This window comes from Novosphingobium humi (assembly GCF_028607105.1).
Classification (GTDB): Bacteria; Pseudomonadota; Alphaproteobacteria; order Sphingomonadales; family Sphingomonadaceae; genus Novosphingobium; species Novosphingobium humi.
This window is the reverse complement of sequence record NZ_CP117417.1, coordinates 694,052-718,450: the sequence shown is the minus strand read 5'-3', so window position 1 is coordinate 718,450 and position 24,399 is coordinate 694,052. Positions and strand designations below refer to the sequence as shown.

Annotated in this window: 24 protein-coding genes; 12 read left to right on the top strand and 12 right to left on the bottom strand. The window is 64.2% G+C overall.

The genetic code is table 11. The features are described 5' to 3' along the window. Positions 1–19: 19 nt before the first annotated feature. The 3 genes from PQ457_RS03295 to PQ457_RS03285 are packed head-to-tail and all read right to left on the bottom strand — an operon-like array spanning position 20 to position 1,907. Positions 20–757, bottom strand: a complete 738-nt coding sequence (locus PQ457_RS03295; RefSeq protein ID WP_273618363.1) for an N-acetylmuramoyl-L-alanine amidase — start codon at positions 755–757, stop codon at positions 20–22. A 39-nt stretch (positions 758–796) separates the two neighbouring features. After that, positions 797–1,456 carry a histidine phosphotransferase family protein gene (locus PQ457_RS03290; RefSeq protein ID WP_273618362.1) on the bottom strand — a complete coding sequence of 220 codons (660 nt, stop codon included), beginning with the start codon at positions 1,454–1,456 and terminating at the stop codon, positions 797–799. Between the two features lie 55 nt (positions 1,457–1,511). After that, positions 1,512–1,907, bottom strand: a complete 396-nt coding sequence (locus PQ457_RS03285) for a M67 family metallopeptidase (protein WP_273618361.1) — start codon at positions 1,905–1,907, stop codon at positions 1,512–1,514. Between the two features lie 16 nt (positions 1,908–1,923). Here PQ457_RS03285 and PQ457_RS03280 point away from each other — a divergent pair, with 16 nt between their 5' ends. The 3 genes from PQ457_RS03280 to PQ457_RS03270 all read left to right on the top strand — a co-directional run bounded on the left by PQ457_RS03280 (position 1,924) and on the right by PQ457_RS03270 (position 5,275). After that, complete coding sequence (locus PQ457_RS03280; protein WP_273618360.1) at positions 1,924–2,997, top strand: RluA family pseudouridine synthase; 1,074 nt, start codon at positions 1,924–1,926, stop codon at positions 2,995–2,997. A 46-nt stretch (positions 2,998–3,043) separates the two neighbouring features. After that, positions 3,044–3,949: an RNA polymerase sigma factor RpoH gene (gene rpoH / locus PQ457_RS03275; RefSeq protein ID WP_168602217.1), complete on the top strand. Its 906-nt coding sequence runs from the start codon at positions 3,044–3,046 to the stop codon at positions 3,947–3,949. A 288-nt stretch (positions 3,950–4,237) separates the two neighbouring features. Continuing rightward, a complete protein-coding gene (locus tag PQ457_RS03270) occupies positions 4,238–5,275 on the top strand; it encodes a sigma 54-interacting transcriptional regulator (protein ID WP_273618359.1) in 1,038 nt (345 codons plus the stop codon). A 15-nt stretch (positions 5,276–5,290) separates the two neighbouring features. Here the strand turns inward: PQ457_RS03270 and PQ457_RS03265 are convergent, their stop codons facing one another. Further along, positions 5,291–6,124: a tetratricopeptide repeat protein gene (locus tag PQ457_RS03265; protein ID WP_273618358.1), complete on the bottom strand. Its 834-nt coding sequence runs from the start codon at positions 6,122–6,124 to the stop codon at positions 5,291–5,293. A 51-nt stretch (positions 6,125–6,175) separates the two neighbouring features. Continuing rightward, entirely contained in the window at positions 6,176–7,723 is a 1,548-nt protein-coding gene (locus tag PQ457_RS03260; RefSeq protein WP_273618357.1) for a bifunctional aminoglycoside phosphotransferase/ATP-binding protein, read from the bottom strand. Between the two features lie 147 nt (positions 7,724–7,870). Between PQ457_RS03260 and PQ457_RS03255 the strand changes: the two genes are divergently transcribed. The 4 genes from PQ457_RS03255 (at position 7,871) to PQ457_RS03240 (ending at position 12,089) form a co-directional block, all read left to right on the top strand. Beyond that, positions 7,871–9,430, top strand: coding sequence for a CYTH and CHAD domain-containing protein (locus tag PQ457_RS03255; RefSeq protein WP_273618356.1), 1,560 nt, complete (start codon positions 7,871–7,873; stop codon positions 9,428–9,430). Positions 9,431–9,466: 36 nt separating this feature from the next. Further along, positions 9,467–9,844, top strand: coding sequence for a winged helix-turn-helix domain-containing protein (locus tag PQ457_RS03250; protein ID WP_273618354.1), 378 nt, complete (start codon positions 9,467–9,469; stop codon positions 9,842–9,844). Between the two features lie 70 nt (positions 9,845–9,914). Further along, positions 9,915–11,057: a DUF47 family protein gene (locus PQ457_RS03245; protein ID WP_273618353.1), complete on the top strand. Its 1,143-nt coding sequence runs from the start codon at positions 9,915–9,917 to the stop codon at positions 11,055–11,057. A 15-nt stretch (positions 11,058–11,072) separates the two neighbouring features. Continuing rightward, complete coding sequence (locus PQ457_RS03240) at positions 11,073–12,089, top strand: inorganic phosphate transporter (RefSeq protein WP_273618352.1); 1,017 nt, start codon at positions 11,073–11,075, stop codon at positions 12,087–12,089. Between the two features lie 205 nt (positions 12,090–12,294). Here the strand turns inward: PQ457_RS03240 and PQ457_RS03235 are convergent, their stop codons facing one another. From PQ457_RS03235 to PQ457_RS03205, 7 genes are all read right to left on the bottom strand, one after another. Next, positions 12,295–12,807 carry a cytochrome c family protein gene (locus tag PQ457_RS03235; RefSeq protein WP_273618351.1) on the bottom strand — a complete coding sequence of 171 codons (513 nt, stop codon included), beginning with the start codon at positions 12,805–12,807 and terminating at the stop codon, positions 12,295–12,297. Between the two features lie 2 nt (positions 12,808–12,809). Further along, positions 12,810–13,352, bottom strand: coding sequence for a methylamine dehydrogenase light chain (locus PQ457_RS03230; RefSeq protein ID WP_273618350.1), 543 nt, complete (start codon positions 13,350–13,352; stop codon positions 12,810–12,812). Positions 13,353–13,386: 34 nt separating this feature from the next. After that, positions 13,387–13,986: a thioredoxin domain-containing protein gene (locus tag PQ457_RS03225; RefSeq protein ID WP_273618349.1), complete on the bottom strand. Its 600-nt coding sequence runs from the start codon at positions 13,984–13,986 to the stop codon at positions 13,387–13,389. A 4-nt stretch (positions 13,987–13,990) separates the two neighbouring features. Next, the gene (locus PQ457_RS03220; RefSeq protein WP_273618348.1) at positions 13,991–14,566 is read right to left on the bottom strand and encodes a MauE/DoxX family redox-associated membrane protein; all 576 of its coding nucleotides are present in this window, start codon (positions 14,564–14,566) and stop codon (positions 13,991–13,993) included. Continuing rightward, positions 14,566–15,732, bottom strand: coding sequence for an amine dehydrogenase large subunit (locus tag PQ457_RS03215; RefSeq protein WP_273618347.1), 1,167 nt, complete (start codon positions 15,730–15,732; stop codon positions 14,566–14,568). Before PQ457_RS03215 ends, PQ457_RS03220 begins: the two co-directional genes overlap by 1 nt. 76 nt (positions 15,733–15,808) lie before the next feature. Further along, on the bottom strand, positions 15,809–17,026 hold the full coding sequence (locus PQ457_RS03210) for an MFS transporter (RefSeq protein ID WP_273618346.1): 1,218 nt from the start codon (positions 17,024–17,026) through the stop codon (positions 15,809–15,811). A 69-nt stretch (positions 17,027–17,095) separates the two neighbouring features. Next, positions 17,096–17,764, bottom strand: a complete 669-nt coding sequence (locus PQ457_RS03205) for a TetR/AcrR family transcriptional regulator (protein WP_168602205.1) — start codon at positions 17,762–17,764, stop codon at positions 17,096–17,098. 136 nt (positions 17,765–17,900) lie between these two features. Between PQ457_RS03205 and PQ457_RS03200 the strand changes: the two genes are divergently transcribed. The 5 genes from PQ457_RS03200 to qhpC all read left to right on the top strand — a co-directional run bounded on the left by PQ457_RS03200 (position 17,901) and on the right by qhpC (position 24,370). Beyond that, positions 17,901–18,389 carry a (2Fe-2S)-binding protein gene (locus PQ457_RS03200; protein ID WP_273618345.1) on the top strand — a complete coding sequence of 163 codons (489 nt, stop codon included), beginning with the start codon at positions 17,901–17,903 and terminating at the stop codon, positions 18,387–18,389. After that, the gene (locus PQ457_RS03195; protein ID WP_273618344.1) at positions 18,386–20,569 is read left to right on the top strand and encodes a xanthine dehydrogenase family protein molybdopterin-binding subunit; all 2,184 of its coding nucleotides are present in this window, start codon (positions 18,386–18,388) and stop codon (positions 20,567–20,569) included. The genes PQ457_RS03200 and PQ457_RS03195 overlap by 4 nt, the downstream gene beginning before the upstream one ends. Before the next feature lie 212 nt (positions 20,570–20,781). Beyond that, a complete protein-coding gene (peaA, locus tag PQ457_RS03190) occupies positions 20,782–22,584 on the top strand; it encodes a quinohemoprotein amine dehydrogenase subunit alpha (protein WP_337958480.1) in 1,803 nt (600 codons plus the stop codon). Beyond that, positions 22,581–24,032: a quinohemoprotein amine dehydrogenase maturation protein gene (gene peaB / locus PQ457_RS03185; protein WP_273618343.1), complete on the top strand. Its 1,452-nt coding sequence runs from the start codon at positions 22,581–22,583 to the stop codon at positions 24,030–24,032. Before peaA ends, peaB begins: the two co-directional genes overlap by 4 nt. Next, on the top strand, positions 24,029–24,370 hold the full coding sequence (gene qhpC, locus PQ457_RS03180; protein WP_168602202.1) for a quinohemoprotein amine dehydrogenase subunit gamma: 342 nt from the start codon (positions 24,029–24,031) through the stop codon (positions 24,368–24,370). Before peaB ends, qhpC begins: the two co-directional genes overlap by 4 nt. Positions 24,371–24,399 lie beyond the last annotated feature (29 nt).

Sequence of the window (24,399 nt, the reverse complement as noted above, 5' to 3'; positions counted from 1 at the left end):
AGAGGCAAAACCACCTCCTTTAATAGGGAAAGTCCTCGTCCCCGCATTCCTTCCAATCCTCGCCCTCGGCCGCATCGCGCGCGATCAGCAGTTCGAACAATAAAGCCCCCACCTCGCCGTCCAGTTCGCCATCGACGATTCTCGGGCGAAACCGGCGCTGAAAGGCGGCCACGGCGGCGCGGCCATCTGTCACTTCATAACCGAACCGCTCGAGCGAGAGATAAAACGCCCCCGGATTTTCATGCAGCAACCGGATGCGCGGATGGGGCGTGGGCAGCGCCAATCCATAGCGCGCCAACAATTCCCAATCGAACAATTCGCCCGGATCCTGCTTGCGCGCGGGGGCGACATCGGAATGGCCCACCACATTGGACGGGTCGATATTATGGCGCGCCATGATGCTGGAGAGCAGCGGAATCAGCGATTCCATCTGCGCCTCGGTAAAGGGGCGATAGCCGAATTCATGGCCGGGGTTGACCATCTCGATGCCGATGCTGGCCGAGTTGACGTCGGTGATCCCGCGCCAATAGGATCGTCCGGCATGCCATGCCCGCTTTTCCTCGGGCACAAGGCGGATGACGGTGCCGTCCTCGTCGATCAGGTAATGGGCCGAAACCTCGGCGGCCGGATCACACAGGCGGTCGAGCGCCTCCTGCATCGTGCGCATACCGGTGTAATGCAGCACGACCATGCTGATCGGCAATTTGCGCTCGTTGCAATTGGGCGAGAGGCATTCGCGGTGGACCAGTTCGCTCATGCCCGCTCTCTCCCCTCACCCATGGCCATCAGGCCTCCATTACCCTTGCGCGGGAATCACCGCGCCCATCACCAGCGCTTCCTCGCTCAGCGCATATTGCACGCTGCCGCCCAGCCCTGCGGCCATCACCTGCAGCATGGCGGCAGGCGCGGTCTTGCTGGACAGGTCGCCGGGCGCCAGATTGCCGTCCAGCGCATGGCCGATGGTCGGATCAAAGGCGATGCGGGGCCCTGCGGCGCGCACGACGATTTCGGCCGCGCCATCGCGGATCTCGGCGGCGATGTCGATCGTGCCGCCCCGCACCAGCGCATCGATCGCGATCAGGGCAAAGTTGAGCAGCGTCTTGACCGCCGACTTGGGCAGCATATCGTTGCCCAGCGCGAAATTGACCGCCACCCGGTCCTTGCCCGCCAGCAAGGCCTCGATCAGCGCGCGCGGTTCGCCCACGGGAATGAGGTCGCCAAAGCCCCCCGCCGCGCCAAAGGCCAGACGATAGAATTTCAGCTTGTTGGCGCTGACCCGCGCGGATTGTTCGAGCAGCTCGAAACAGCGCTCGCGCATCGCCGGATCTTTCTCCTCGGCCAGCAATTCCAGCCCGTTGGAAAGCGCGCCCACCGGGCTGAGCATATCATGACACAGGCGCGAGCAGAGCAGGCTGGCAAGATCGAGGGCAATGGTACGGTCGATGGTATCGGACATATTCTACGTTTTCCCGGATGGTGCAGGACTGTTGCACAGCACCTTTACCCATCCCTTAACCCTCAACTTCGCGCGTGAAAAGCACTTCAAATCCATTGGCCCCATCGCGCCACCAACTGACCGTTTCGCCACCGCAAATTGCCCAGATCCGGCCATCGCGCGCGGCCATGGCGGCATCGGTACGGCTGGGCATGGCATCGCCCGTGGGGTGGGAATGGTAATAACCCAGCACCTGCTCTCCCCCCGCCCGTTCGGCCCGAAAAGCGGCGATCAGGGCCGCCGGATCGATCTCGAAATGGCGCGCCGGATCGGGCGCGACATTGGCGCAGGCGCGGATTTGCGCCACCTTGCCCATCCGCCCCAACAGCAATCCGCAGGCTTCATGCGGATGGGCCTTCATCGCCTCTGCGCGGATTGCGGCGATTATTCCTCTTGCCAAGTGAATTTCCATGCCCATTTGCAAAAGAATGAGCATGGGGGAAAGCATCGTACAAGGGGCAATTTCAGGCGGCGGTCGGCTGGACCGCGCGCTGGCAGAGAGTTGCCCGGCCGAGGCGGCCCTCTCGCGCGAGCGAATCAAGGCGCTGATCGGCGAGGGCCGGGTCAGCCTTGATGGCCGCACCGTTTCGCAGGCCTCCATGAAGGTGAACGCCGGCGCGCATTTCGTCATCACCCTGCCCGAGGCCGCGCCGCTTGATGCGGTGGCGCAGGATATTCCGCTCGACGTGGTGTATGAGGATGAACACCTGATCGTGGTGGACAAGCCCGCCGGTCTGGTCGTCCATCCCGCGGCGGGCAACCCCGACGGCACGCTGGTCAATGCGCTGCTGCATCATTGTGCGGGGCAATTGTCAGGCATCGGCGGGGTGGCCCGCCCCGGCATCGTCCATCGCATCGACAAGGACACATCGGGCCTGCTGGTGGTGGCCAAATCGGATGTGGCGCATGAAGGGCTGGCCCGGCAATTTGCCGACCATTCCATCGAACGGGCCTATCTGGCGCTGACCCAAGGCATTCCTCATCCCACACATGGCACGTTGCGCGGGGTCATCGCCCGCCATCCCACCGACCGCAAGCGCATGGCGCTCCTGCCCGAAGGCGCGCGGATGCCGGAGGATGGAGGGCGCGGCAAACATGCCATCACCCATTTCCGCATGCTTGAAGCGCTCGATCATGCCGCGCTGGTGGAATGCCGACTCGAAACCGGGCGCACCCATCAGGTCCGCGTACATATGGCTTCGATCGGCCATGCCCTTTTGGGCGATCCGGTCTATGCCCGATCACAGAAATCGCAAAAACCACTTCTGACAGAGCTTGGCTTTGCGCGTCAGGCGTTGCATGCTGCGGTTCTCGGTTTTTTACACCCGGTCACTGGCGAAACCATCCGTTTTTCCAGCCGATTGCCCGCCGACATGCGGGAACTTTTACGCCGGTTGGGCGGTTCTCATGCCGACCAGCCGGTCTCTTCCCTGCTATCCGGTGCCATTGGGCCGGGCGGCAAGGAAGGCCAACCGTGGCCGCCGCCGAGGGATGCCTGTTAAGGGTCCGTCAATGCGCGTGCTGACAAGTTGAAGGACGATGACTGCTATGACCCAAGACAGCAATCTGCCCGCCGTCCCGGCGCTTGCCTCCGGCGAGGACGGGCTGAACCGCTACCTTTCGCAAATCCGCAAGTTTCCCGTGCTGACGGCGGAACAGGAATATATGCTGGCCAAGCGCTATGCCGAGCATCAGGACCCCGATGCCGCGCGCCAATTGGTCACCAGCCATCTGCGCCTCGTGGCCAAGATCGCGATGGGCTATCGCGGCTATGGCCTGCCGATCAGCGAGTTGATTTCCGAAGGCAACATCGGGCTGATGCAGGGCGTCAAGAAATTCGAGCCGGATCGCGGCTTCCGTCTGGCCACCTATGCGATGTGGTGGATCAAGGCCAGCATGCAGGAGTTCATCCTGCGCAGCTGGTCGCTGGTCAAGATGGGCACGACGGCGGCGCAAAAGAAGCTGTTCTTCAACCTGCGCCGTATGAAAAAGAACATCGACGCCTTTGAAGACACCGACCTGCATCCCGACGATGTAAAGAAGATCGCCACCGACCTCGGCGTGTCCGAGGCCGAGGTGGTCAACATGAACCGCCGGATGATGATGGGCGGCGATGCCTCGCTCAATGTCTCCTTCAACGAGGAAGGCGAAGGCCAGTGGCAGGATATGCTGGCCGATTCGGGGCCGTTGCAGGATGAAACCGTCGCCAATGCCGAAGAGGCCCAGTGGCGCCACGCGCTGCTGGCCGAGGCGATGGACAGTCTGAACGAGCGCGAGCGGGCGATCCTGTTCGAACGGCGCCTGACCGATGATCCCAAGACATTGGAAGAATTGAGCCAGACCTATAATGTCAGCCGCGAACGCGTGCGCCAGATCGAGGTGCGCGCCTTTGAAAAACTGCAAAAGGCCATGCAGAGCATCGCGCGCGAACGCATGCTGGTCGCGGCGGCCTGATCGGCGCTTCGGGGCGGCGCAAAGCTGCCCCGTGCCCGCAAAAATACTCTGGCGAGTCGCAAATGGCATGCACAGCCGCACGATATGCCTGTGCATGCACGACTGTGCTGCCGGCAAATTCCCGCCAGAGGCAATCAAAATACCGAAATCTTGGCCTTTGCCCCATTTAATATGTTGATTTGATAACGGGCTTTGGAATTTCTTAGGGATATTCCAGATACTATGGGTTCTTACTAGGTAAGGCGTTAGGGAAATCTTGCGCCTGTCATACTGGCAAGGATCAACCCCATGGGCGTCGAGATACCACCCTCGCATGGCGCAAACCCTTCCGATGCTTATGCCACATCGGGTCTGCATGGTCTGATCGGGGGGTCGGCGGCCATGCGCGAGGTCTATTCCCAGATCAAATATCTGGCCGCGAGCAGGGCCAATATTTTCATCACCGGCGAAAGCGGCACCGGCAAACAGGCCTGTGCCGAAGCGATCCACCGCGCATCGCCGCGATCGGCCGCGCCCTTTGTCACGGTGTCATGCAACGCCATGCCGCCCGAGCTGATCGAGCGGCGGATCTTTGGCGACCCTTCCGAAAGCGCCCCGTCAAGCCCTCCCTGCGCCTTGCGCGCGGCCGATCGCGGCACACTGTTCCTCGATGAGGTCAGCGTTCTGCCCCTGCCGCTTCAGGGGCGCCTGCTGCGCTTTCTGCAAAGCGGGATGGCCGGACGAACGCTGGTCGATGTCCGTTTGATCTGTTCAAGCAGCCAACCCATGCTGGCCGAACTGGCCTCGGGCAAATTCCGCGAGGATCTCTATTACCGTCTGGCGGTGGTGCCCCTCGAACTACCCCCGTTGCGCGAACGCGGCGGCGATATCGAGGCGCTGGCGCAAAGTTTCCTGCGTCGCTTTGCCCGCGAACAGGGCAAGAAATTCGACCCTCTCGGCCCGGAGCATCTGGCCGCGCTGGAGGCCTATTCCTGGCCGGGCAATCTTCAGGAATTGCAGAATGTGATCCGCCGCGCGGTGCTGCTCTTCGACGGGCCGGAACTGCCGCTGCGCGCCTTGCCCGCCATTCCGCCCGCGCCGCAGGGTCAGACCCCGCAAACGGTCGAAACTGCGGCCGAACAGCCCGCCTCGGACGAAGACAGCCACGAGGCCTTGTTCAAGGCGCTGGCCGGGCTGACGCTGGATCAGATCGAGAGGCTGGCGATCGAAGGCGCGATCCGCGCCGCCCATGGCAGCCTGCCGGGGGCCGCCCGCATTCTGGGGGTCAGCCCCTCGACGCTTTACCGCAAGCGGGAGCGCTGGAACGACGCCCAGCGTTCCGCCTGATATTCCGGGGCCGGTTTACCAGTCCCCGCCATTGCCGTCATCGGAGGAATCCCAGGAACTGTCGTCGGAAATGCCAAAGTCATTGCCGCCCATATCCTGATTGGAATTGCCCGAATCCCAGCCCGAATTGTCCTCGCGCACCGCTCGGCGCTGTTCGTCCTTGTGGTCGCCGAACATGCCATCGATAATCTTTTCACCGGCGGCGAAACCCGCGCCCGCCGCCGCGCCCGTGGCCAGACCGCCAAGGATTGACGAACCCATGCCGCCGCCCTGCTGGGGATAGCCGCCGCCATAGCCGGGACCGCCAAAGCCCTGATTGCCATAGCCCTGTCCGCCATAACCGGGACCGCCCTGCATACCATAGGGCGCGTTATAGACTTCGGCCTGACGGCTGCGACGGCGGAAGAAAGCGAGCACACCAAACAGCAGCGCGCCGATCAGCACAATGCCGACCCACGAAATTCCGCGCGATTGCGCAGGCTGGGGCGCCTCACTGCGCGTGACCGCGCCGTTTCCCACCGACCCGCCATTAAGCTGCGCCTTAAGCGCGGCCACCGATTGCGGCTGGATGCCCGGCAGGCCCGGCGCCAGCTTCTCGGCCTGCGCCAGTTGCGCCCGCGCATCCGCCGTCTTGCCCTGCTTGGCCAGCAGTTCGGCCTGCACATAATGGGCCTTGGCGCTGTTTGGATGAGCCTTGAGCACCTCGTCCATCATGGTCACGGCCTTGTCCACCTGCCCCGCGCGGGCGGTGGCATAGACATCGCGCACGCTGGGTTCGGCGGCCATGACCGGCGCCGAGACCATCATCAGGGCGACAGGGGCCAAAAGCCACAGGGCAGACTTCTTCATCTCTCTCACTCCATAGGACGCAAGCTGCGTCATCATGTGATCTGGTGCGCCTTATGGCTTTTGCAAGATGAACAGGCCCTGTGCCGCCTCCAGCGCGGCCGCCACCACCGCATCGCGCGAACCGTCCGCCGCAAGCACGCGCCAGTCCGTCAGATCGCCGCAATCATAGGCCATCTGGCGCGCGACCACGGCGGCATCGGCATCCGAGGCATCGCCCCGGCGCGCCGTAACGCGCCGCTGCATCGTCGCGCCATCAGCCGTCAGCCACAGGCCCAGAAAGGGTGCATCGGCGGCATGGGCCGCGTCCGCGATGGCGGCGCGCTCAGACGGCGCGGCAAAGACCGCATCGGCCACCACCGGCCATCCCCGCGCCAGCATCGCCCCGGCCCGCTCAACCATCGCGGCATAGACCCGCCCGCTCGCCTCTCTGGTATAGGCTTCGCCCGGCAGGCGGTCCTCCGGCGCCACGCCCGCCAGTGTCTTGCGGATCACATCCGAACGCAGCCAGCGCGCGCCCGGCGGCGCCCCGATCCGGTGCGCCAAAGCCCCGGCCAGCGTCGATTTGCCCGTGCCCGACAGCCCGCCCACCGCGATCAGCCCCGCCGCACCGGGCCGCAGAAACGCCAGCGCCGCATCGAGATAGGCCCGCGCCTCGCCCGCCTTTTCCTCGCGCGCCGCCCCGCTCAGCCGCGCCGCCGTGGCCGCCCCCACATGCGCCCGGATCGCCGCGCGCACCGAGAGGAACAGCGGCAGCGCCGGCCAGCCATCCTCCTCGCCCATCCGGTCGGCATAGCGATTAGCGACAAGATTGGCCGCCTGCGCATAGCCCTTGTGCCACAGGTCCATCAGCAGAAAGGCCAGATCGTAAAGCAGGTCGGTCGTTGCCAGTTCGGCGCTGAATTCGAGGCAGTCGAAGGGCACGGGCCGCCCCTGCCACAGGCAGATATTGGCCAGATGCAGATCGCCATGACCATGGCGCACCTTGCCCTCCCGCGCCCGCGCGTCGAGCAGATCGGCCACCTGCGCCAGCGCCTCAAGACTTTGCGCCTGCAAATGGGCCACCTTGTCGGGGGGCAGCAGATCGGGCGCGATGGCGGCAAAGGAACGGGTATTGCCGACAATCACCTCGCGCATCCGCGCCGCGCCGTCGGCATCGGACAGCACCTGCGCCCGGCCGTGAAAATCGGCGACGCCATCGGCCAGAGCATGGAGCATCGGCTGGGTCAGGCCCCCGCGCGCGGCCACCTGCGTCAACAGATCCTGCGCGGGAAAGCGTCGCATGACGACCACCCAGTCGATCACCTCGCCCTCATCCCCCCAGCACGGCGCCCCATCCGCCCCGCGCCGGATCGCACGCACCCCGCAGTAAAGATCGGGCGCGGTCCGCCGGTTGAGCGCCAGTTCGGCCCGGCACGCCGCCTCGCGCAGGGCCAGCGTGGAGAAATCGAGATAGCCCAGATCGACCGCCCGCTTCAGCTTGTAAACTCTATCCGGGCCAAGAAAGATCATCGCCCCATGGGTATCGATCCGCTCGACGCCGGGGGCGGACAGAAAGGCGATGGTTGCGCCCTGGTCCTGCTCACTGTGATCCATGGCCATGGGATGCGCCTTTATGCCGTGTGCTCAATCTATTGCATAACAGATCATGGCACGTCATGCGCCTCATCAACAAGGCTGGCTGGATCGTGCGCGCGCGCGATGCTATGGATACCGCCTTATGGTCCCGCCCAGCGAAGAAAGTCGCGCATGAACGAGATTGGCGCTGTTGAGTCAACCTTGCGAAAGCCCGTGCTCGATGCGTTGTGCGATCATGGGCCCGAGGAGGTGGAAATCAAGCTGGCCGCCGGCGCGGCCATGCTGGAAAACCTACGCCGCCATCCCGCCCTGCAGGGCGAAAGCCAGTGCGAGAGCCTGCGCACCACCTATTTCGACACGCCCGATGGCGCGCTGGCGGCGGGCAAGGCCAGTCTGCGCGTCAGGCGGCGGGCAAAGGGCTGCGAACAGACCCTGAAAATCGCACTGGGCCGCAAGAGCCAGATGCAGCGCAGCGAATGGAACCAGCCCCTGCGCGCCGATGCGCAGGCGCCCGACCCTGCCGCCTTTCCCGCCCCGGCGGCTCTGGCGCTGGATCAGATGCGGCGCGGCGCGCGGCTGCTGCCCTATGCCGAATTGGCGGTCGAGCGCGAGACAAGGCTGCTGCGCCGGGGCAAAGCCTTGATCGAAGTGGCCTTTGACACAGGCGAGATCCGGGCGGGCGAGCGCCCTGCCCTGCCGATCGCCGAAATCGAACTGGAATTGTGCGAAGGGAGGCTGGCAGACCTGTTGCAACTGGCGCTGGAATTGCCGTTGGGGCCGGACCTGGGCTGGTCGATCCGCACCAAGGCGCATCGCGCGCAGGCGCTGGCCAAAGGGCGCATGCCCCAGGCCGTGTCTGCCGCGCCGGTGGCCCTGACGCGGGGGATGAGCGTGGCCCGCGCGTTTCAGACGATCGGATGGAATGTCTTGGCCCATGCGGTGGGCAATCTGGGGCTGGTGATCGCGCAGGGCGATTCTGGCGCGATCCATCAATTGCGCGTGGCGATCCGGCGGCTGCGCGCCGCGCTCTCGCTGTTCGGCAAGGATCTGCTGGCGCTCGATCCTCAGGCGCCGGTATGGCGACAGGAATTGCGCGACGCGGCGATGCTGCTGGCCCCGGCGCGCGATCTGCATGTGCTGGCCCAAAGCATCCAACATCCGCCCAAGGCGCTGCTGCGCGCAGAGGCCGCCGCGACGCAAAGCGCGCGCGAGGGGCTGAGCCAGCCCCGGTTTCAGCGGCTTTGGCTGCAACTGGCGCTCTGGCTGGAGGATGGGGAATATCTGGCCTCGCCGCTGGCGGGGGCGGCGGTCGAGCCCTTGGCCGCGGCGATGATAGAACGCCAGCGAAGCGCGATCCGGGGCATACGCAAACGTCTGGCCGGGATGAGCGAGCGGGATCTGCATGAACTGCGCAAGGATGTGAAAAAGCTGCGCTATTCGGCAGGCTTCTTTCAGCCGCTCGACAAGAGCCGGACCGCCCGCGCGCATCAGGATGCGCTCGAACAGGTTCAGAGCGCGCTGGGCCGGATACAGGATCAGGCCAGCGCGATGCAGGCAGGTATGGCCATCGCGCGCCTGCTGGATCTGCCGCGAACCGAGGCGCTGGCGTTGCAAGCGCAGCTCGACGAGGCCATGGCCCTGCCCGCCGTCGAGCGTTCACAGGCCATCGAGCAGGCTCGCGACGGGCTGGCGCTGGAAAAGACACATGCGGGCTGGTGGGAAGCGCTGTAAGGCGCTAGCCGGGGTCGCAAGGATAAAGGGAGTGTCATGAGCGAGTCCGGCCTGCGCCTGAAAATCGCGATCCGCGTGATGAGCGGGAATGAAATCGCCATGGGGCCGGGCAAGGCCGATCTGCTCGATGCGATTGACGCCACCGGGTCGATTTCGGCCGCCGGGCGGGCGATGGACATGAGCTATCGCCGGGCCTGGCTGCTGGTGGATGCGATGAACCGGTGCTGGGCCTTGCCTCTGGTCGAAACCATGCCCAATGGCGCGGCGCGTTCGGGCGCGCGGCTCAGCGAAGCCGGGCGCAAGGTGCTGGACGCCTATCGCGCGCTGCAAAAGGGCGCAGCCATGGTCGAAAGCGGCGCCGAATGGCAAACTCTCAAGGCCCAACTTTTGCCCATCCCGCGCGAACACCAATAGGGATCGCTTGTGTATGGCAAGGTTTGCGGGTTAAACGGAACGCCTGCAAATTCCCTATTGTTTCATTTTCATGACAAGGATAGTGACAATTCGTCAGATCGCCAGCCTGCCCTATCGACGTGTTGGTGATTCGCCCGATTCGCCGGTTGAGGTCCTTATGGTTACCTCGCGGGGAACCGGACGTTGGGTTTTGCCCAAAGGCAATGCGATGAAGGGTCTGGCCGCCCATGCCGCCGCTGCGCAGGAAGCGTATGAGGAAGCAGGGCTGGAAGGCGCGGTTTGCCCCACTCCTCTGGGGGATTACCGCTATCGCAAACAGTTGAAGTCGGGTGCCTCACTCCTTGTGGATGTGAGGGTTTTTCCGTTGGCCGTAACAACCGAACTTGACGAATGGCCCGAAGCAGGGCAGCGGACGCGGCAATGGTTCGCGCTGGCAACGGCGGCGGACCTTGTTGATGAGCCAGAACTGCGCGCACTGATGGTCCGGTTTCGGCCATCCGACTTTGCCGATTCGTCCGGCAAGCCAATCGTGGGCCGCAGTCTGGCACTGATGAGGGAAACTGTTCGAATGTTTCACTGGTTTCAGGCGCTGCTCCCCAAGCAGGGCAATTTCTTCGCGCTGTTTGAAGCCCATGTTGCCACGCTGACCGCGGGCAGCGATGCCTTGGCCCGCCTGCTTCAGGGCGGATCGGGCATGAATCAGCATATCCGCGAAATCGTCGAGCGCGAGGAAGAGGCCGACAATATCACGCGCGACGTGCTCACCACGGTGCGCAAGACGTTCCTCACCCCGTTTGACCGCAGCGCGATCACCAGCCTGATCGGTTCGATGGACGATTCGATCGACCAGATGCAGCAGACCGCCGGCGCGGTCAGCCTGTATGAAGTGACCGAGTTCGAGCAGGAAATGCGCGACATGGCCGCGATCATCGTCGATTGCTCGCGCCTGCTGGCCGAAGCCATGCCGCTGCTGCGCGACATTCACGGCAATGCCGCCCGTCTGCACGAGCTGACCGGACGCATCGTCGAAATGGAAGGCCATTCGGACGAAATCCACGCCAAGGGCCTGAAGAAGACCTTCAAGCTGTATGGCAAGGCCGATCCGCTGACCTTCTTCATCCAGCGCGAAATCTACATCCACCTCGAAAAGGTGGTCGACCGTTTCGAGGACGTCGCCAACGAGATCGATGGTCTCGTGATCGACCACGCCTAAGGGGGCGAACAGATCATGGTCCATGTTATCGTGGCCCTGCCTTTCGTCATTGCCCTTGTGGCGCTGGCGCTGGCATTCGACTTCATCAACGGTCTGCATGACGCGGCCAATTCCATTGCAACGGTGGTGTCGACCAAGCTGCTGACGCCGCTGCAGGCGGTGCTGTTCGCCGCCTTCTTCAACTTTGCCGCCTATTGGATGTTTGGCCTGAAAGTGGCCGAAACCGTCGGCAAGGGCATCATCGACAAGGATCTGGTCACGCCCCATGTCATCTTCGGCGCTCTGGTGGGCGCGATGGTGTGGAATGTGTTCACTTGGGTCAAGGGCATCCCCTCCTCGTCCAGCCACGCGCTGGTGGGCGGGCTGGTCGGCTCGGGCGTGATGCATGCGGGCACCAATGCCATCGTGTGGTCGGGCATCATCAAGACCACCTCCTTCATCGCTCTGGCGCCGCTGCTGGGCATGATGGCGGCGATGATGCTGATGATGATCACCTCCTGGATCTTCATGAAGGCCACCGCCAAGAGCGCGGAAGGCGTGTTCAAGAAGCTGCACATCCTGTCCGCGGCGGCCTATTCGGTCGGGCACGGCGCCAATGACGCGCAAAAGACGATGGGCATCATCACCGTGCTGCTCTACTCGCAAGGCCTGCTCAAGGGCGACTTTGCGGTGCCGGGCTGGGTTGTGATCGGCTGCTATGTGGCCATGGGCCTGGGCACGCTTTCGGGCGGGTGGAAGATCATCGAAACGATGGGCAGCCGCATCACCAAGCTGTCGCACCATCAGGGCTTCTGCGCCTCGATGGGCGGCTCGATGCTGCTGTTTGGCGCCACGGCCTTCGGTATCCCGGTTTCCACCACCCACACGATCACCGGCTGCATCATGGGCGTGGGTGCGGCCAAGCGCACCAGCGCGGTGCGCTGGGGCGTGGCGCAGCGTCTGGTCGTGGCATGGCTGGTGACCATTCCGGCCGCTGCTCTGGTGGGCGCAATGTGCTATGAGTTGGCCGTGTTGATCGACCGGGCGCTTTAAGGGGTTTATGCGAGGGGCCAGACCCTCGCGCTCCCTTTATTGCCTTTGGTGTCGGACGCACCGCTCGAAATTATAAAGCCTGCGACGCCAATCAAAGCGCCGCAGGCTTTATCATATTGCAAAGCAACCCGGCCCTTCGAACCAAGGCACCACCCCATTACCGGTGGGCAAAGGGACCAGTCCCTTTGCCCACCGGAGGCAAACCCTACCCCTTCTTCTCACCGGGATAATTCAACCGCAGCGAAACCGGCGCATGACACTGCCGGATCGCCTCCCCCACATGCCGCGCCCTTTCCGCTGTCAGGGACCCTGACACCAAAGGATGCGCCCTCTCGCGCGTCACTTCCTCGGCGGTAAAGGGGCGCGTGCCGACGGGCGCGCTATCCCCACCCACCACGAACACCATATAATTGAGCATATCAGCCAATTCGGCATTATCGCTGATCCGGCTGTGCGCGATATTGGGCAGGCGGATCAGATAGGCGCGCGAGGCAGGCGTACACATCAGCCACCCCACCCTCCCGCGCAATTCGGGCAAGGCGGCAGGCGCCGAACGCCCATCCGGTCCATGGCATCCCCCGCAATGCTCAATGAAATCGGACCGCGCCAGTTCAGGATCGCTGATGCCTCTCACAGGATCAGCCTGGGCCGCAACCGACGCCGCCAGCCATGGCAAGGCCAATAACGCCCCCGCACCGATCCACCGCGCCGTTTTCATGCTCAGGCCGGCCCCACCATCACAGCCGTCGAGCAGTGATATTCCATGCTCTGGGTGCCGAAACACCAGATGATGTTGTTGTTGAGCTGGGGCACATAGAGCGGCATCTCGCGGTCCTGATTGTCGCACATGCACTGGGTGCACATCGGTTTGCCGCAGCAATCGCGATAGGCGATCATATAGGCCTTGCCGTCTTCGGGATTGATGCAGGTGCCCACCCACGAGACCGGCGAGGATTCCGCCCCCGGCGGGCAGGTATGAATGCCCCCGCCGCAGCATGAGCAAAGCGCCCCGTCGATCGCGCAATAGCGCCAGTAATCGCATTTCGTATCATCGACCGTCTGCGCCTTGCGGGCAAAGGCGGTCTTGGCCTCCGGGCTGCGGTCGGGCTTGGCGGCCCCGGCGCGGCTGACGGGCAGCAGCGGGAACACAGGTGCGGCCACCAGCGCCCCGCCCAGCCGCGCCAGCATCCCCCGGCGCGATGTGCCCCCGGCAAAACGGCGCAGCAGCTTTTCGGCGGCGGCATCGGGATTGAACAGTTTCATCGGCAAACCCCCGTAGAAAAATGGAATATGGCCTTCAGCCGACGACCTTGAGCGAGGCGATATAGTCCTGCACGCTCTTCACCCCCATTTCGTGGGCGATGATCAGGCTCTCAAGATGCTCGCGGCTGTTGACCAGCCCCTTGGACAGCACGACCCCATCGGCATCCATCAGCACCGCATAGGGCAGCTTGCCCACGGCAAAGGCCTGACCCACATCAGGCCCGTTGACGAAAGTGTAGCCCTCCAGCCCCTGCTGCGCGATCAGCTTGCGCTGCGCCGCGACTTCGTCATCGCCCACGAACGTCAGGTCGAGCCGCTCGTCCTTGGCAAAGCTCTTGGCCACCGGGATCAACCCCTTGCACAGCGGGCACATGGCCGACACGAACATCAGCAGACGCAGCGGCTTGTCCTTGGCCGGGCCGCCGATATGGACATGGCGGCCATTGATGTCATTGGCCTCGATCACCGGGCTGCCCGCGCCCACCGCCGGTCCGCCCGCCGTGGTCAGCGCGCCCGCCGGCGCCACCCGCATGTGCAAAACGCCCACCTGCCGCGCCAGCGCCAGCAGCGCCACAACCAGCCCGGCAATGACCAGCCACGATACAACCTGTGAAATGACCAGCGAAAGGATCATGCCTCTATCTCCGAGTGGGAAGCCGAATGGGATGCAGACTGGCCGAAAGCGGGCTGGATTGCAGCGCCGCCAGCGCATTGAACAGATGATAACCCAGCCAGACCGCCAGCCCCGCCACCATCGCGGCGATCAGCGCCATGCCATCGGGCAGAACCGGGCCAATCGCGGCAAAGGCCAGCAAGGGCAGCGCCAGCACCAGATTGCGCGCCACCAGCATCCAGCTGAGCGGTTGGCGCAATTCGGCATGGCCGCAGCCGCAATCGATAAAGCCGCGCCCCCGCCGCAGATTGACCGCCATCGCCCAGCCAAAGAGCAGCAGCACGCCGCCGCCCGCCAGCGCTCCCGCGCGGCCAAGCAAAGGCGAAAAAGCCGCCGACACCAAAGCCAGCCCCAGCGCCATTTCCGCCCAAGGCAACAGCCCCGCCACCGGAGCGATCAGCCCATCGGGCAACAGTCGGTAATTACCGACCACCCCGACCAACAGGCGCCGATGCCGCCAATGGCTCAACCCTGCAAAGGCAAAGATCAGGCCCGCCCCAATACCAAAGCCCAGCAGCATTGTGGCCAGCAGCGCCGCCATCACGGGGCCTCGAACGTGGCGATGACGCCGCCGCCGATCGCACCAATTTTCGGCCCCAGCGTCCATGTCGCCAGATCGAGAATATAGCCGTCATTCTTGCCGGTGTTGACAAAGAGCTTGGGCTTGTCGCCCTGCGTCACCTCGATATTGTCGGCGTGATCCTCCAGCGGGAAGCGCTTGACGACCTTTTTGGCGGACAGGTCCACATCCCAGATTTCCTCGCCCGGATCCTTCTGGGTCCAGAATTCGCCGATATGCATCAGCACATAGAGGTGGTTGCTGGCATGATGCCATGCCGTCAATTGCCGCCCGCCGGGCAGCCAGTTGACATCAAGCGGCTTGGTCTCGCCGGGGCGCAGACCGGCAGCGGCCTGAATGGAGAAAGGCGCGGCGATTTCAGGCTTCAACCCGATTTTCGCCGTATAGATCAGCCCGGTATAACTGAGGAACACCGCCTCCTTGCGCTTGGCCGAATAGTTATAGGCGTCAAACACCGGATCATTGGTGACCGAAAAGAAGGGCGCGCTGCGCGTGATCTCCGCCTTGCCGCCCGACAGGTTGAGCGAGGCCAGCGAGCCGTCCGAACAGACCGATACCAGCCCTTCGGCAATCGGCATCAGCCCCGCGCAGCCCGGCAATTCGACATTGCGGGCAAATTTGCGCTTGGCCAGATCGACGATGTTGACCGAGGCGGCGGGCGTCAGGTTGAAGATATAGGCGGTCTTGCCATCGGACGAGATGGCGAAATTATTGACCTGCGCACCGATGATCAGGCGGCCAGGAAAAGGCACTTCGGTCTGGAGTTTCAGACTGTTGGCGTCATAGATCGAGAGCAGATCCTGCCGCGTGCCCCTATTGCCCTTGCTCCAGATCGTTTCGGAGACGTAATAGAATTTGCCCGCCGGATCGACCGCCATATCCGATGTGCGGCTGGTATCGACCATGCCCACCATCTTGCCGGTGGCGCTGTCCACGATCTGGGTGCCCGCCGAGTCAAAACCCCCGCGCACATAGAACCAGCCCGGATTGGGCGAGGCGAGCGTCGCGACATTGGGGGTTTCCGGCTCGGTGGGCACGGCGGCCTGCGCGCCAAAAGGCGCCAGCGCCGATCCGATCAGCAAGACAGCGGCGCGAAGGGCGAAAACGTGCGAAGCGTGGCGAGACATCTGGCCGTAACCCTCCTTGAATGCGGCATAATGGCGGCCCAAACCGGCCGGAACAAGGCTGGACGAGTGTCCAGAATTAATCAAGCCCCTTCTGTCGCCCCCACGCCGCAAAAACCGGGCGCGGCATAGGCCAATGCGCACAATGGCGTAAACCGCGCCATCCGATCACCACCGCCGCCACCCCGGCCAGCACCGCCAGCCCGGCGCCCACCAGCAATCCGCCATCGGGCATCACCCAGAGCAGACCCGAACCCAGCGCAGGGCCCGCGCTCATCCCCAGATTATGCGTGGCCGCGACAAAGACGCGAAAGCGCGGATCGAGGCCCAAGGCGCTGGCCAGACCCGAGCAGCGGATGATGATCGCGGTCGAACCGATATTGAGCAGCACCATCGCCAGCACAAAACCCGTCCCCGCGCCCGGCCGGGTCAGCACCAAAGGTGCCAGTAACGACGCGCCCACCAGACAGGCCGTGACCGGCAGAGGCACGCGCAGCCTTTCGCGCATCACCGCAATCGCCGTGGCCGCCCCGGCCAGCGAGCCGATCGCCACCGCGCGCCCGATCAGCCCTTCGCTGTGTCCGGCCTGCACCGCCAGCGCGCCGCACAGGCTCCACACCATCATCGTTGCGCAGATGAACCAGAAATTGGCCAGCGCGAGCGCCCAGCCCGCAGGCGGCGTGGCGCTACGCCCCGGAGGCGCAAGGCGCGCCCCGCCCCCTTCCCGCGCCAATCCCAGCGCCAGCGCCGCCGCCAGAGGCACCAGCCCCAGCAGCCCCAGCGCCAAACCCGCCCCAACCCTTGCGGCCAGATCGGGCAGCGCCAGCGAGAGCAGCGTGGCCAGCATCAGTTGCACCAGCAGGACAATGGCATAGGCCCCCGTGGGCCGCGCCGCCGCAAAGCCCCCCATCGCGCGGGCATAGATCGCACCCATGCCCAGCCCATAGATCCCGCGCAGCGCCAGCAATCCGCCCAGCCCCACCGCCAGCGGCGTCAGCAGACCCGCCGCCATCGCCCCCAATGCCAGCGCCACCACCGCGCGCTGCGGCATCCTTGGCCCCAGCCACCACACCATCAGCGCGGCCAGCGCCGAGGCCGACTGGGTCATCCCCACCACCCAGCCGTGATCGACGGCGCGCAAGGGCGTGGCCCGCGACAGCAGCGTGAGAAAGACCGGATCAATCGCCGGTTGCAGACAGCCCAGCACCGCCGCTGCAGGCAGGCCACAGCCACGCAGGCCCGCCCAAACGCGCTCCAACGGCCAGCCATCCTGCTCTGCAAGCAAAATCCGACGCATAAACAGCCCCCTTTGCCCGCCGCGATGATCGCGACAGGTCGATGTCCTGCGTCAGAAGGCGCCGACAGCTCAGGCCGTCTGGCTTGTCATTCCGGCAATCTCTCGCGAAGTGATCGTTTTGGCAAGTGTAACCAGCCCATGCACGGCAATTGACGTATAGGCGGGCATCCGGTCGGCCCATGGCTTTTCAAAGCCGAGGAAGGGGGTCGATCCCTCCATGCTGGCGCTGATATAGAGCGAGACGATGGCCACTTCCTCGCTGGTCAGCGCGGGGTTGAGCGCGGCGACATATTCGCCGATGAAATCATGCACCCGCTGATAGAAGCCCCGCACCCGGTCGGCGATGAAATCATTGTGATTGGCCAGCGCCCACAGTTCGGTGAACAGGCGCGTGGTGCGCTTGCCCGCAATATCCTCAAGGCAAATCACGATCAGCAGCCGCAGCCGTTCCTCCGTGGTCAGGTCGGGCTGGCGCACCCGGTCCTCCAGCACCTTTTCATAAGAGGCCAGCAGTTCATCAAGCAGCACCTGGACCAGCATTTCCTTGCGCGGGAAATGATACGAGACATTGCCCACCTTCATCCCGCAGGCCGCCGCGATCCGCCGGATGGTGAAGGCCGCCGCGCCCTCGTCGATCAGGACGCCGAGCGCGGCTTTCAAAATCGCATCCACCGTCTCTGTCCCGCGCGAATAGGTGCCGGGGCGCGCGGTGGTGACGAGGTCTTCCGATAGGTCCATGGGGCTTCTTCTCCTCGCGGCGCCATGCCACCGGCTTGCGCTTAAGGCAACCGTTCGGGCACGCGGCTTGACGGAATCTTGAAGCACGTCCAGTATCGGCAGGTCTGCCCCATGGTCCCATCAGGAGCCCGCAAACGTGAGCCAAGGAAAATTCGCCCTGACCATCAACCGCAAGCCGGTCAGCGTGACGACCGATGCGGACAAGCCTTTGCTCTGGGTGCTGCGCGAGGAACTGAAGATGCCGGGCACCAAGTTCGGCTGCGGACAAGGGCTTTGCGGGGCCTGCACGGTGCTGCTCGACGGACAGGCGGTGCGCTCATGCCAGACGCCGGTGTCGGCGGCGGCGGGGCACAAGATCACCACGATCGAAGGCGCGACCGCCCTGCCTCAGGGCGCGAAGCTGGTGGCGATGTGGCAGGAGATCGACGTGCCGCAATGCGGCTATTGTCAGGCCGGACAGATTCTGTCGGCAACGGCGCTGCTGATGGCCAATCCCAAGCCCAGCGATGAGGAGATCGACGCGGGGATGAACGGCAACCTGTGCCGATGCGCCACCTATCTGCGCATCCGCCGCGCGATCAGGAAAGCGGCCGGATTGGCCGATGTGACGGGGGACGCGGCATGAGCGCGGTTTTGGATCGTCGCGGTTTCATCGCCGCCTCGCTGGCGGGCGCGGGCGCCTTGGCGTTTGAGGCGCGGATTTCGCTGGCCGACACGCCCGGCGCGGTGCCCCTCAACGCCTTCATCCGCATCGCGGCCGACAACAAGGTCATCATCGGATCGAAGAACCCCGAGATCGGACAAGGCATCCGCACCATGCTGCCCATGCTGATCGCCGAGGAGCTGGATCTGAGCTGGGATCAGGTGGTGATCGAGCCCACGCTGGCCAATGACAAGATCTATGGTGTGCAGAGCGCGGGCGGTTCGAATTCGACGCCCAACAACTGGCTGCCCATGCGGCAGGTGGGCGCGGCGGCGCGGGCGATGATCCTGAGCGCGGCGGCCAGAGAATGGGGCGTGGAGGCGGCGAGCCTGACCACGGCGACGGGCAAGGTTTCGCACGGGCCCTCGGGCCGGAGCGCACCCTATGCCGCCTTCGCGCGCGGCGCGGCGAGCGAGCCGGCTCCCGATCTGGCCAAGGTGGCGCTCAAGGACCCCTCGCGCTTCACCATCATCGGCCGGTCCAAGATCAACGTCGACACGGTGGCCATCACGCAGGGCAAGCCTCTGTTCGGCATCGATGTGGACATGCCCGGCCTGCTCCACGGCGCGATCATCAAGGCCCCCGCCCATGGGGCCACCATCGCATCGCATGACCCCGCCGCCGCGCTGGGGCGCAAGGGCGTGATCGCGGTGGTGCCGGTCAACAGCAATTCGGTTGCGCCGAACAAATTCGATACGCTGGTCGTGGTGGCCGACAGTTGGTGGACAGCCAAGAATGCGCGCGAGGCGGTCAAGGTGACGTGGGACGATGCCGAGCAGGCGGGCTTTTCCACCGAGGCTTATGACAAGGGCGCAGCCGCTGCCTTTGCCGCCGGGCCGCAGATTGCCCATGCCAAGAATGGCGATGTGGCCAAGGCGCTGGCAGGCGCGGCCAAGACCATCACGGCGGATTACTCCTACCCCTTCCTCGCCCATGGCACGCTGGAGCCGCAGAATTGCACGGGCCGCTGGGTCGATGGCAAGCTGGAGATCTGGGCGCCCAGTCAGGCCCCCAACAATGGCCGCAACGACACCGCCGCCATGCTGGGCATCAAAGGCGAGGACATCACCATCCACCAGACGCGGATCGGCGGCGGTTTCGGGCGGCGGCTGATCAATGATTACATGGTGATGGTGGCGCAGGTGGCGAAAGCCATGCCGGGCCGCCCGGTCAAGATCCTGTTCGACCGGACCGATGATCTGCGCCACGATTATTACCGCCCCGCAGGCTGGCACCGCTTTACGGCGGGACTGGACGCCAAAGGCGACCTGATCGCGTTCAAGGATCATTTCGTCAGCTTTGGCAAGGATGGCAAGCCGATCCGCGCCGCCGAAATGAGCCCGTTTGAATTCCCCGTCAATGTACTGGCCGATTCCGAAATCGGCATCACCTATCTGCCGACCAATCTGGCGACAGGCTGGCTGCGCGCGCCCACTTCCAATGCCATATCCTTCGTCTATCAAAGCTTTATGGACGAAATCGCACAAGCCGCCGGGATCGACCTGCCCGAACTGATGCGCCGGACTTTGGGGGCGCCGCGCGATCTGCCGGTCGTGCCGGGGCGGCCAGTGCTCAATTCGGGCCGGGCGCGCGCGGTGATCGACGGCGTGTGCAAGATGGCGAATTGGCAGGGCGGCAAACTGGCCCCCGGACCCAAGGGCGAGAAGCGCGGGCGCGGCTTTGGCTTCTATTTCAGCCATCGCGGCTATTTTGCCGAAGTGGTCGATGTCACGATCACCGATGGCACCAATGTGCGCGTGGACAAGGTCTGGGCCTGTGGCGATATCGGCAGCCAGATCATCAACCCGATCAACGCCCGCCATCAGGTGCAGGGCGCGGTCAACGAAGGCCTTGGCCAAGGCATGGTCGAGCAGAAGATCGAGCAGGTGAAGGGCGTCGTGCAGGCCGAAAGCTTTGGCGACTTCCCCCTGATCCGCATCGAACAGGCCCCGCGCGAGATCGCGGTGCAATTCCTCAAAACCGATTATCCGCCCACCGGGCTTGGCGAACCCTCGCTGCCCCCGGTTATCCCGGCACTGGCCAATGCGATCTTTGCCACCACGGGTCAGAGGCTACGCCAATTGCCGCTGAAACTGGCCTGAAAACGGCGGAAAGGCGCGATGAAAGCCCGCTCCTTGCATGGCGGGGGGCGGGCTTTCCTATAACCGTTCCGAGCGGCTTGCGCCAAACTGCGTATAAGGCAAAAAGGCGCTTGAAGGATTTTTGACGCCTGTCCAATCTTCCCTACGAAGCCGCCGATTCATGGCGCCACAGTTTGAGCCAGCGAGTTCCAGCTTGGGGGGAATTTGACACTATGACCTTCCCGTCCGATCCTTCGGATATTGGCGCGTCTGCGTCATTGAACCACACGCCATCGAAACACCGGCGGCGCCTGGCGCTGCTTGGGCTGACCGCCACGGCGCTGGGCATGGCGGTGCTGCATGGCGCAGGCCCGGCCGTGGCGCAGGCCGACGAACAGGGCGGCGAAAAGGAAGCGGGCATTCCCGTCACCGACAAGCTGGTGATCGACAAATGCGGCGCGTGCCATACCAATGACGGCAAAGGCAACCTTTCGCGCATTTCCTGGATGCGCACCACGCCCGAAGGCTGGGCGCAGGCGATCCACCGCATGGTCAAGCTCAACGGGCTGGTCATCACCGCCGAGGACGCCAAGAAAGTCATCCGCTCGCTGTCGGCCAGCCATGGTCTGGCGCCGGATGAGGCCAAGCCGGTCATGTATCTGACCGAAAAGCGGGTGCTGGATGAAACCAACATCCCCAACGAAACGGTGCGCGCGGCCTGCGCCTCGTGCCACGCCTTTGCCCAGCCCTTGAGCTGGCGCCGGTCGGCCAATGAGTGGAAGCTGCTGCAGGAATTCCATATCGCGCTCTATTCGCAGGCCGAGGTGCAATATCGCCGGGGCGTGGACGAGCATGGCATCCCGCAAGGCTATGGCGCGCCCGCGGCCAAGGGGCCGACGCCAGGCGAAGTGGCGCTGGAATATATGCGCAAGGTTGCCCCGCTGCATTCGGCCGAGTGGGCATCGTGGAGCGCGCGGATGCGCCCTGCGGCGCTGGCGGGCAAATGGCTGGTTTCGGCCGATCTGCCCGGCAAGGGCCGCTATGCCGGATCGATGGTGATCGCACCCAAGGGTGATGATTTCACCACCACGATCACGCTGAAATCCTTGAAGGACGGCAGCACGATCACCCGGACGGGCAGCGGCATCGTCTATTCCGGCTATTCCTGGCGCGGCACGTCCAAGGGCGCAGGCGACATGACCTCCCCGGACGCGCCCACCCATGAGGCACGCGAGACCATGTGGTTTGCCCCCGATCAGAAATCGGCGGCAGGTCGCTGGTACTGGGGCGCCTATCAGGAATTCGGTTTTGATGTGAAACTGACCCGCGCCACCGCCGACCCCACCATCGCCAGCGTCTCGCCCGATGCGGTCAAGACGGGTACGATGGGCGCGCAGCTCCACATCATCGGCGACAAGCTGCCGACCAAATTCGCCCTGTCGGACATCACGCTGGGCAAGGGCGTGGTGGCCCGCAAGATCGTCTCGGCCGCCGCCGATGAAATCGTGCTGAGCGTTGATGTGGCCCCTGACGCCGCCGTTGGCGCGCATGACGTGGCCATTGGCGGGGCGGTGCTGGAAAAGGCGCTGCCGATCTATAAAAAGGTCGATTACATCAAGGTCACGCCCGAAACCTCGCTGGCCCGCCTTGGCGGCAGCGAGAAGCACCCCAAGGGATATCTGCAATTCGAGGCCATCGGCTATGACAAGGGCGCGGACGGCAAGGCGGGGACCGCCGATGACGTGGCCATCGGGCCCATTGACGCCACTTTCTCGATGAGCGAGTTCCCCTCGGTCTATTACGATGATGACGTAAATTTCGTCGGCAAGCTTTCTACCGCCGGTTTCTTCACGCCCAACATCGACGGCCCCAACCCCCAGCGCAAATGGAACCGCAACAATTACGGCGAGGTCTGGGTGACCGCGACCGCCAAGACGGAAAAGGGCGCCGATGGCAAGCCCCTGACCGCCAAGGCTTTCATGGTCGTAACCGTGCCTGCCTACAAGCGCTGGGATCAGCCCGAGGTGAACCAATGAGCGCGCCCTTGACCCACACCTATCGCAGCGGCGAGGTCCACCGCTTTGACGCACAGGGACAGGATTTCATCTATCTGGTATCGGCGGGCGCGATCTTCGCGCTCGACGGCGCGGTGGGTGAAGTGCTTTCGATGCTGGACGGCGCGGAAATGGCGCATGGCGATCTGATCACGGCGCTGACCGGCTCGGGCTACAGCCCCGCCGATGCCGAGGATCTGGTACGCGAGTTGCGCCTTGCCCGCGTGATCGTTTCGGATCAGACCGTGGCGGCCCCGGCGCCTGCCAAGCCGCCCGAGGATTACCCGCTTCAGGCGCTGGTGCTCAACATCACCAATCAGTGCAATCTGGCCTGCACCTATTGCTATGAATTTGGCGCGGACAAGATCGCCACGCCAAACGGCAAGCCCAAATATATGACCATCGACACCGCCAAGGCCTCGGTCGACCTATTGCTGGCGCAGTCGGGCGGGCGGCCTGCGGTGCATATCACCTTCTTTGGCGGCGAAACCTTGATGAACTTTCCGCTGCTGCGGCAGGTCGTCGCCTATGCCACGGATCAGGCCACGGCCCAGGGTCGCACCATCACCTTCAGCCTGACCACCAATGCCACGCTGCTGACCGACGAGATCATCGAGTTTCTGGCGACCGAGCAAATCGGCGTCACGGTCAGCATCGATGGGCCAAAGGAGATGCAGGACAAGCGCCGCGTCTATAAAAGCGGCAAGGGCAGCTATGATGTCATCGAGCCGAAACTGCGCAAGCTGATCGCGCGCCATCGCACCCGCGCCATCACCGCGCGCGTGACGCTGAGCAAGGGCGTGACCGATGTTGTCAGCATCTTCCGCCACCTGCGCGAGGATATCGGCTTTCACGAGGTCGGTTTCGCCCCGGTGACGGAATCGGGCGAACAGGCCTATGCGCTGGGCGAGGAAGGCATGGTCACCGTGCTGGAGCAGTTCCATCTGCTGGCCGATGAATGGCTTGATTATGCACTCAAGGGCCGGATGCATGGCTTTTCCAACGTCTCGGAAACCATCGGCGAACTGGTTCAGGGGACGAACAAGAGCCACCCCTGCGGCGCTGGTCTGGGCTTGCTGGGCGTGTCGCCTTCGGGCGACCTCTCACCCTGCCACCGCTTCACCGATGCCGACAGCCATGTGATGGGCCATGTTTCCAGCGGCATCGACCGCAAGGCGCAGGGCGAGTTCCTGACCAAAGGCCATGTCGGCGCCAAATATGCGTGCCAGTCGTGCTGGGCGCGGCCGTTGTGCGCGGGCGGATGCCATCACGAGGCCTTTGTCCGCTATGGCGATACGGGCCATGCCAATCTGCATTATTGCGACTGGATCCGCGAATGGACCGACACCTGCCTGAAAATCCAGGGCACGCTGGCGATCCAAAACCCCGAATTCCTCGACAAGTTTGCTGAAAGAAAGGGCCTGTCATGAAGCATTTGCGCCCCATCAACCAAAAGGCCAAGGCGATTGACGCAAGCGTGGAGGCGCAAACCGCCGCCATGCAGGAGGATGTCGTGGCCCTGCAGCAGCAAGTGCGCCCGCATGTGCCGATGGGCTGCACCCTGTCCTTCTCGCCCGGCTGGGAGGTGGATGCCAGCGGCGGCACGGCGGGCCTGTGCCAGCCTGTCGAGCGCGACATCTATGACTGCTATGTCACCTGCTTCTGGCCGGTGCAGGTGCCCGACCATGTCAATTACTCGCCCGACTGGGCCAGCAATTGCTCGGCTGCGGCCAAGGACTGGCGCAGCCTGGACATCATCTTTCCGTAATCGGGCCTCGGCGGCCCTGATTCCGCGAT

Bases quoted from the DNA above. Each gene is read 5' to 3' on its own strand.
- PQ457_RS03295 (WP_273618363.1), bottom strand. From the start codon at position 757: ATGAGCGAACTGGTCCACCGCGAATGCCTCTCGCCCAATTGCAACGAG.
- PQ457_RS03290 (WP_273618362.1), bottom strand. From the start codon at position 1,456: ATGTCCGATACCATCGACCGTACCATTGCCCTCGATCTTGCCAGCCTG.
- PQ457_RS03285 (WP_273618361.1), bottom strand. From the start codon at position 1,907: ATGGAAATTCACTTGGCAAGAGGAATAATCGCCGCAATCCGCGCAGAG.
- PQ457_RS03280 (WP_273618360.1), top strand. From the start codon at position 1,924: ATGAGCATGGGGGAAAGCATCGTACAAGGGGCAATTTCAGGCGGCGGT.
- rpoH (WP_168602217.1), top strand. From the start codon at position 3,044: ATGACCCAAGACAGCAATCTGCCCGCCGTCCCGGCGCTTGCCTCCGGC.
- PQ457_RS03270 (WP_273618359.1), top strand. From the start codon at position 4,238: ATGGGCGTCGAGATACCACCCTCGCATGGCGCAAACCCTTCCGATGCT.
- PQ457_RS03265 (WP_273618358.1), bottom strand. From the start codon at position 6,124: ATGAAGAAGTCTGCCCTGTGGCTTTTGGCCCCTGTCGCCCTGATGATG.
- PQ457_RS03260 (WP_273618357.1), bottom strand. From the start codon at position 7,723: ATGGCCATGGATCACAGTGAGCAGGACCAGGGCGCAACCATCGCCTTT.
- PQ457_RS03255 (WP_273618356.1), top strand. From the start codon at position 7,871: ATGAACGAGATTGGCGCTGTTGAGTCAACCTTGCGAAAGCCCGTGCTC.
- PQ457_RS03250 (WP_273618354.1), top strand. From the start codon at position 9,467: ATGAGCGAGTCCGGCCTGCGCCTGAAAATCGCGATCCGCGTGATGAGC.
- PQ457_RS03245 (WP_273618353.1), top strand. From the start codon at position 9,915: ATGACAAGGATAGTGACAATTCGTCAGATCGCCAGCCTGCCCTATCGA.
- PQ457_RS03240 (WP_273618352.1), top strand. From the start codon at position 11,073: ATGGTCCATGTTATCGTGGCCCTGCCTTTCGTCATTGCCCTTGTGGCG.
- PQ457_RS03235 (WP_273618351.1), bottom strand. From the start codon at position 12,807: ATGAAAACGGCGCGGTGGATCGGTGCGGGGGCGTTATTGGCCTTGCCA.
- PQ457_RS03230 (WP_273618350.1), bottom strand. From the start codon at position 13,352: ATGAAACTGTTCAATCCCGATGCCGCCGCCGAAAAGCTGCTGCGCCGT.
- PQ457_RS03225 (WP_273618349.1), bottom strand. From the start codon at position 13,986: ATGATCCTTTCGCTGGTCATTTCACAGGTTGTATCGTGGCTGGTCATT.
- PQ457_RS03220 (WP_273618348.1), bottom strand. From the start codon at position 14,566: ATGGCGGCGCTGCTGGCCACAATGCTGCTGGGCTTTGGTATTGGGGCG.
- PQ457_RS03215 (WP_273618347.1), bottom strand. From the start codon at position 15,732: ATGTCTCGCCACGCTTCGCACGTTTTCGCCCTTCGCGCCGCTGTCTTG.
- PQ457_RS03210 (WP_273618346.1), bottom strand. From the start codon at position 17,026: ATGCGTCGGATTTTGCTTGCAGAGCAGGATGGCTGGCCGTTGGAGCGC.
- PQ457_RS03205 (WP_168602205.1), bottom strand. From the start codon at position 17,764: ATGGACCTATCGGAAGACCTCGTCACCACCGCGCGCCCCGGCACCTAT.
- PQ457_RS03195 (WP_273618344.1), top strand. From the start codon at position 18,386: ATGAGCGCGGTTTTGGATCGTCGCGGTTTCATCGCCGCCTCGCTGGCG.
- peaA (WP_337958480.1), top strand. From the start codon at position 20,782: ATGACCTTCCCGTCCGATCCTTCGGATATTGGCGCGTCTGCGTCATTG.
- peaB (WP_273618343.1), top strand. From the start codon at position 22,581: ATGAGCGCGCCCTTGACCCACACCTATCGCAGCGGCGAGGTCCACCGC.
- qhpC (WP_168602202.1), top strand. From the start codon at position 24,029: ATGAAGCATTTGCGCCCCATCAACCAAAAGGCCAAGGCGATTGACGCA.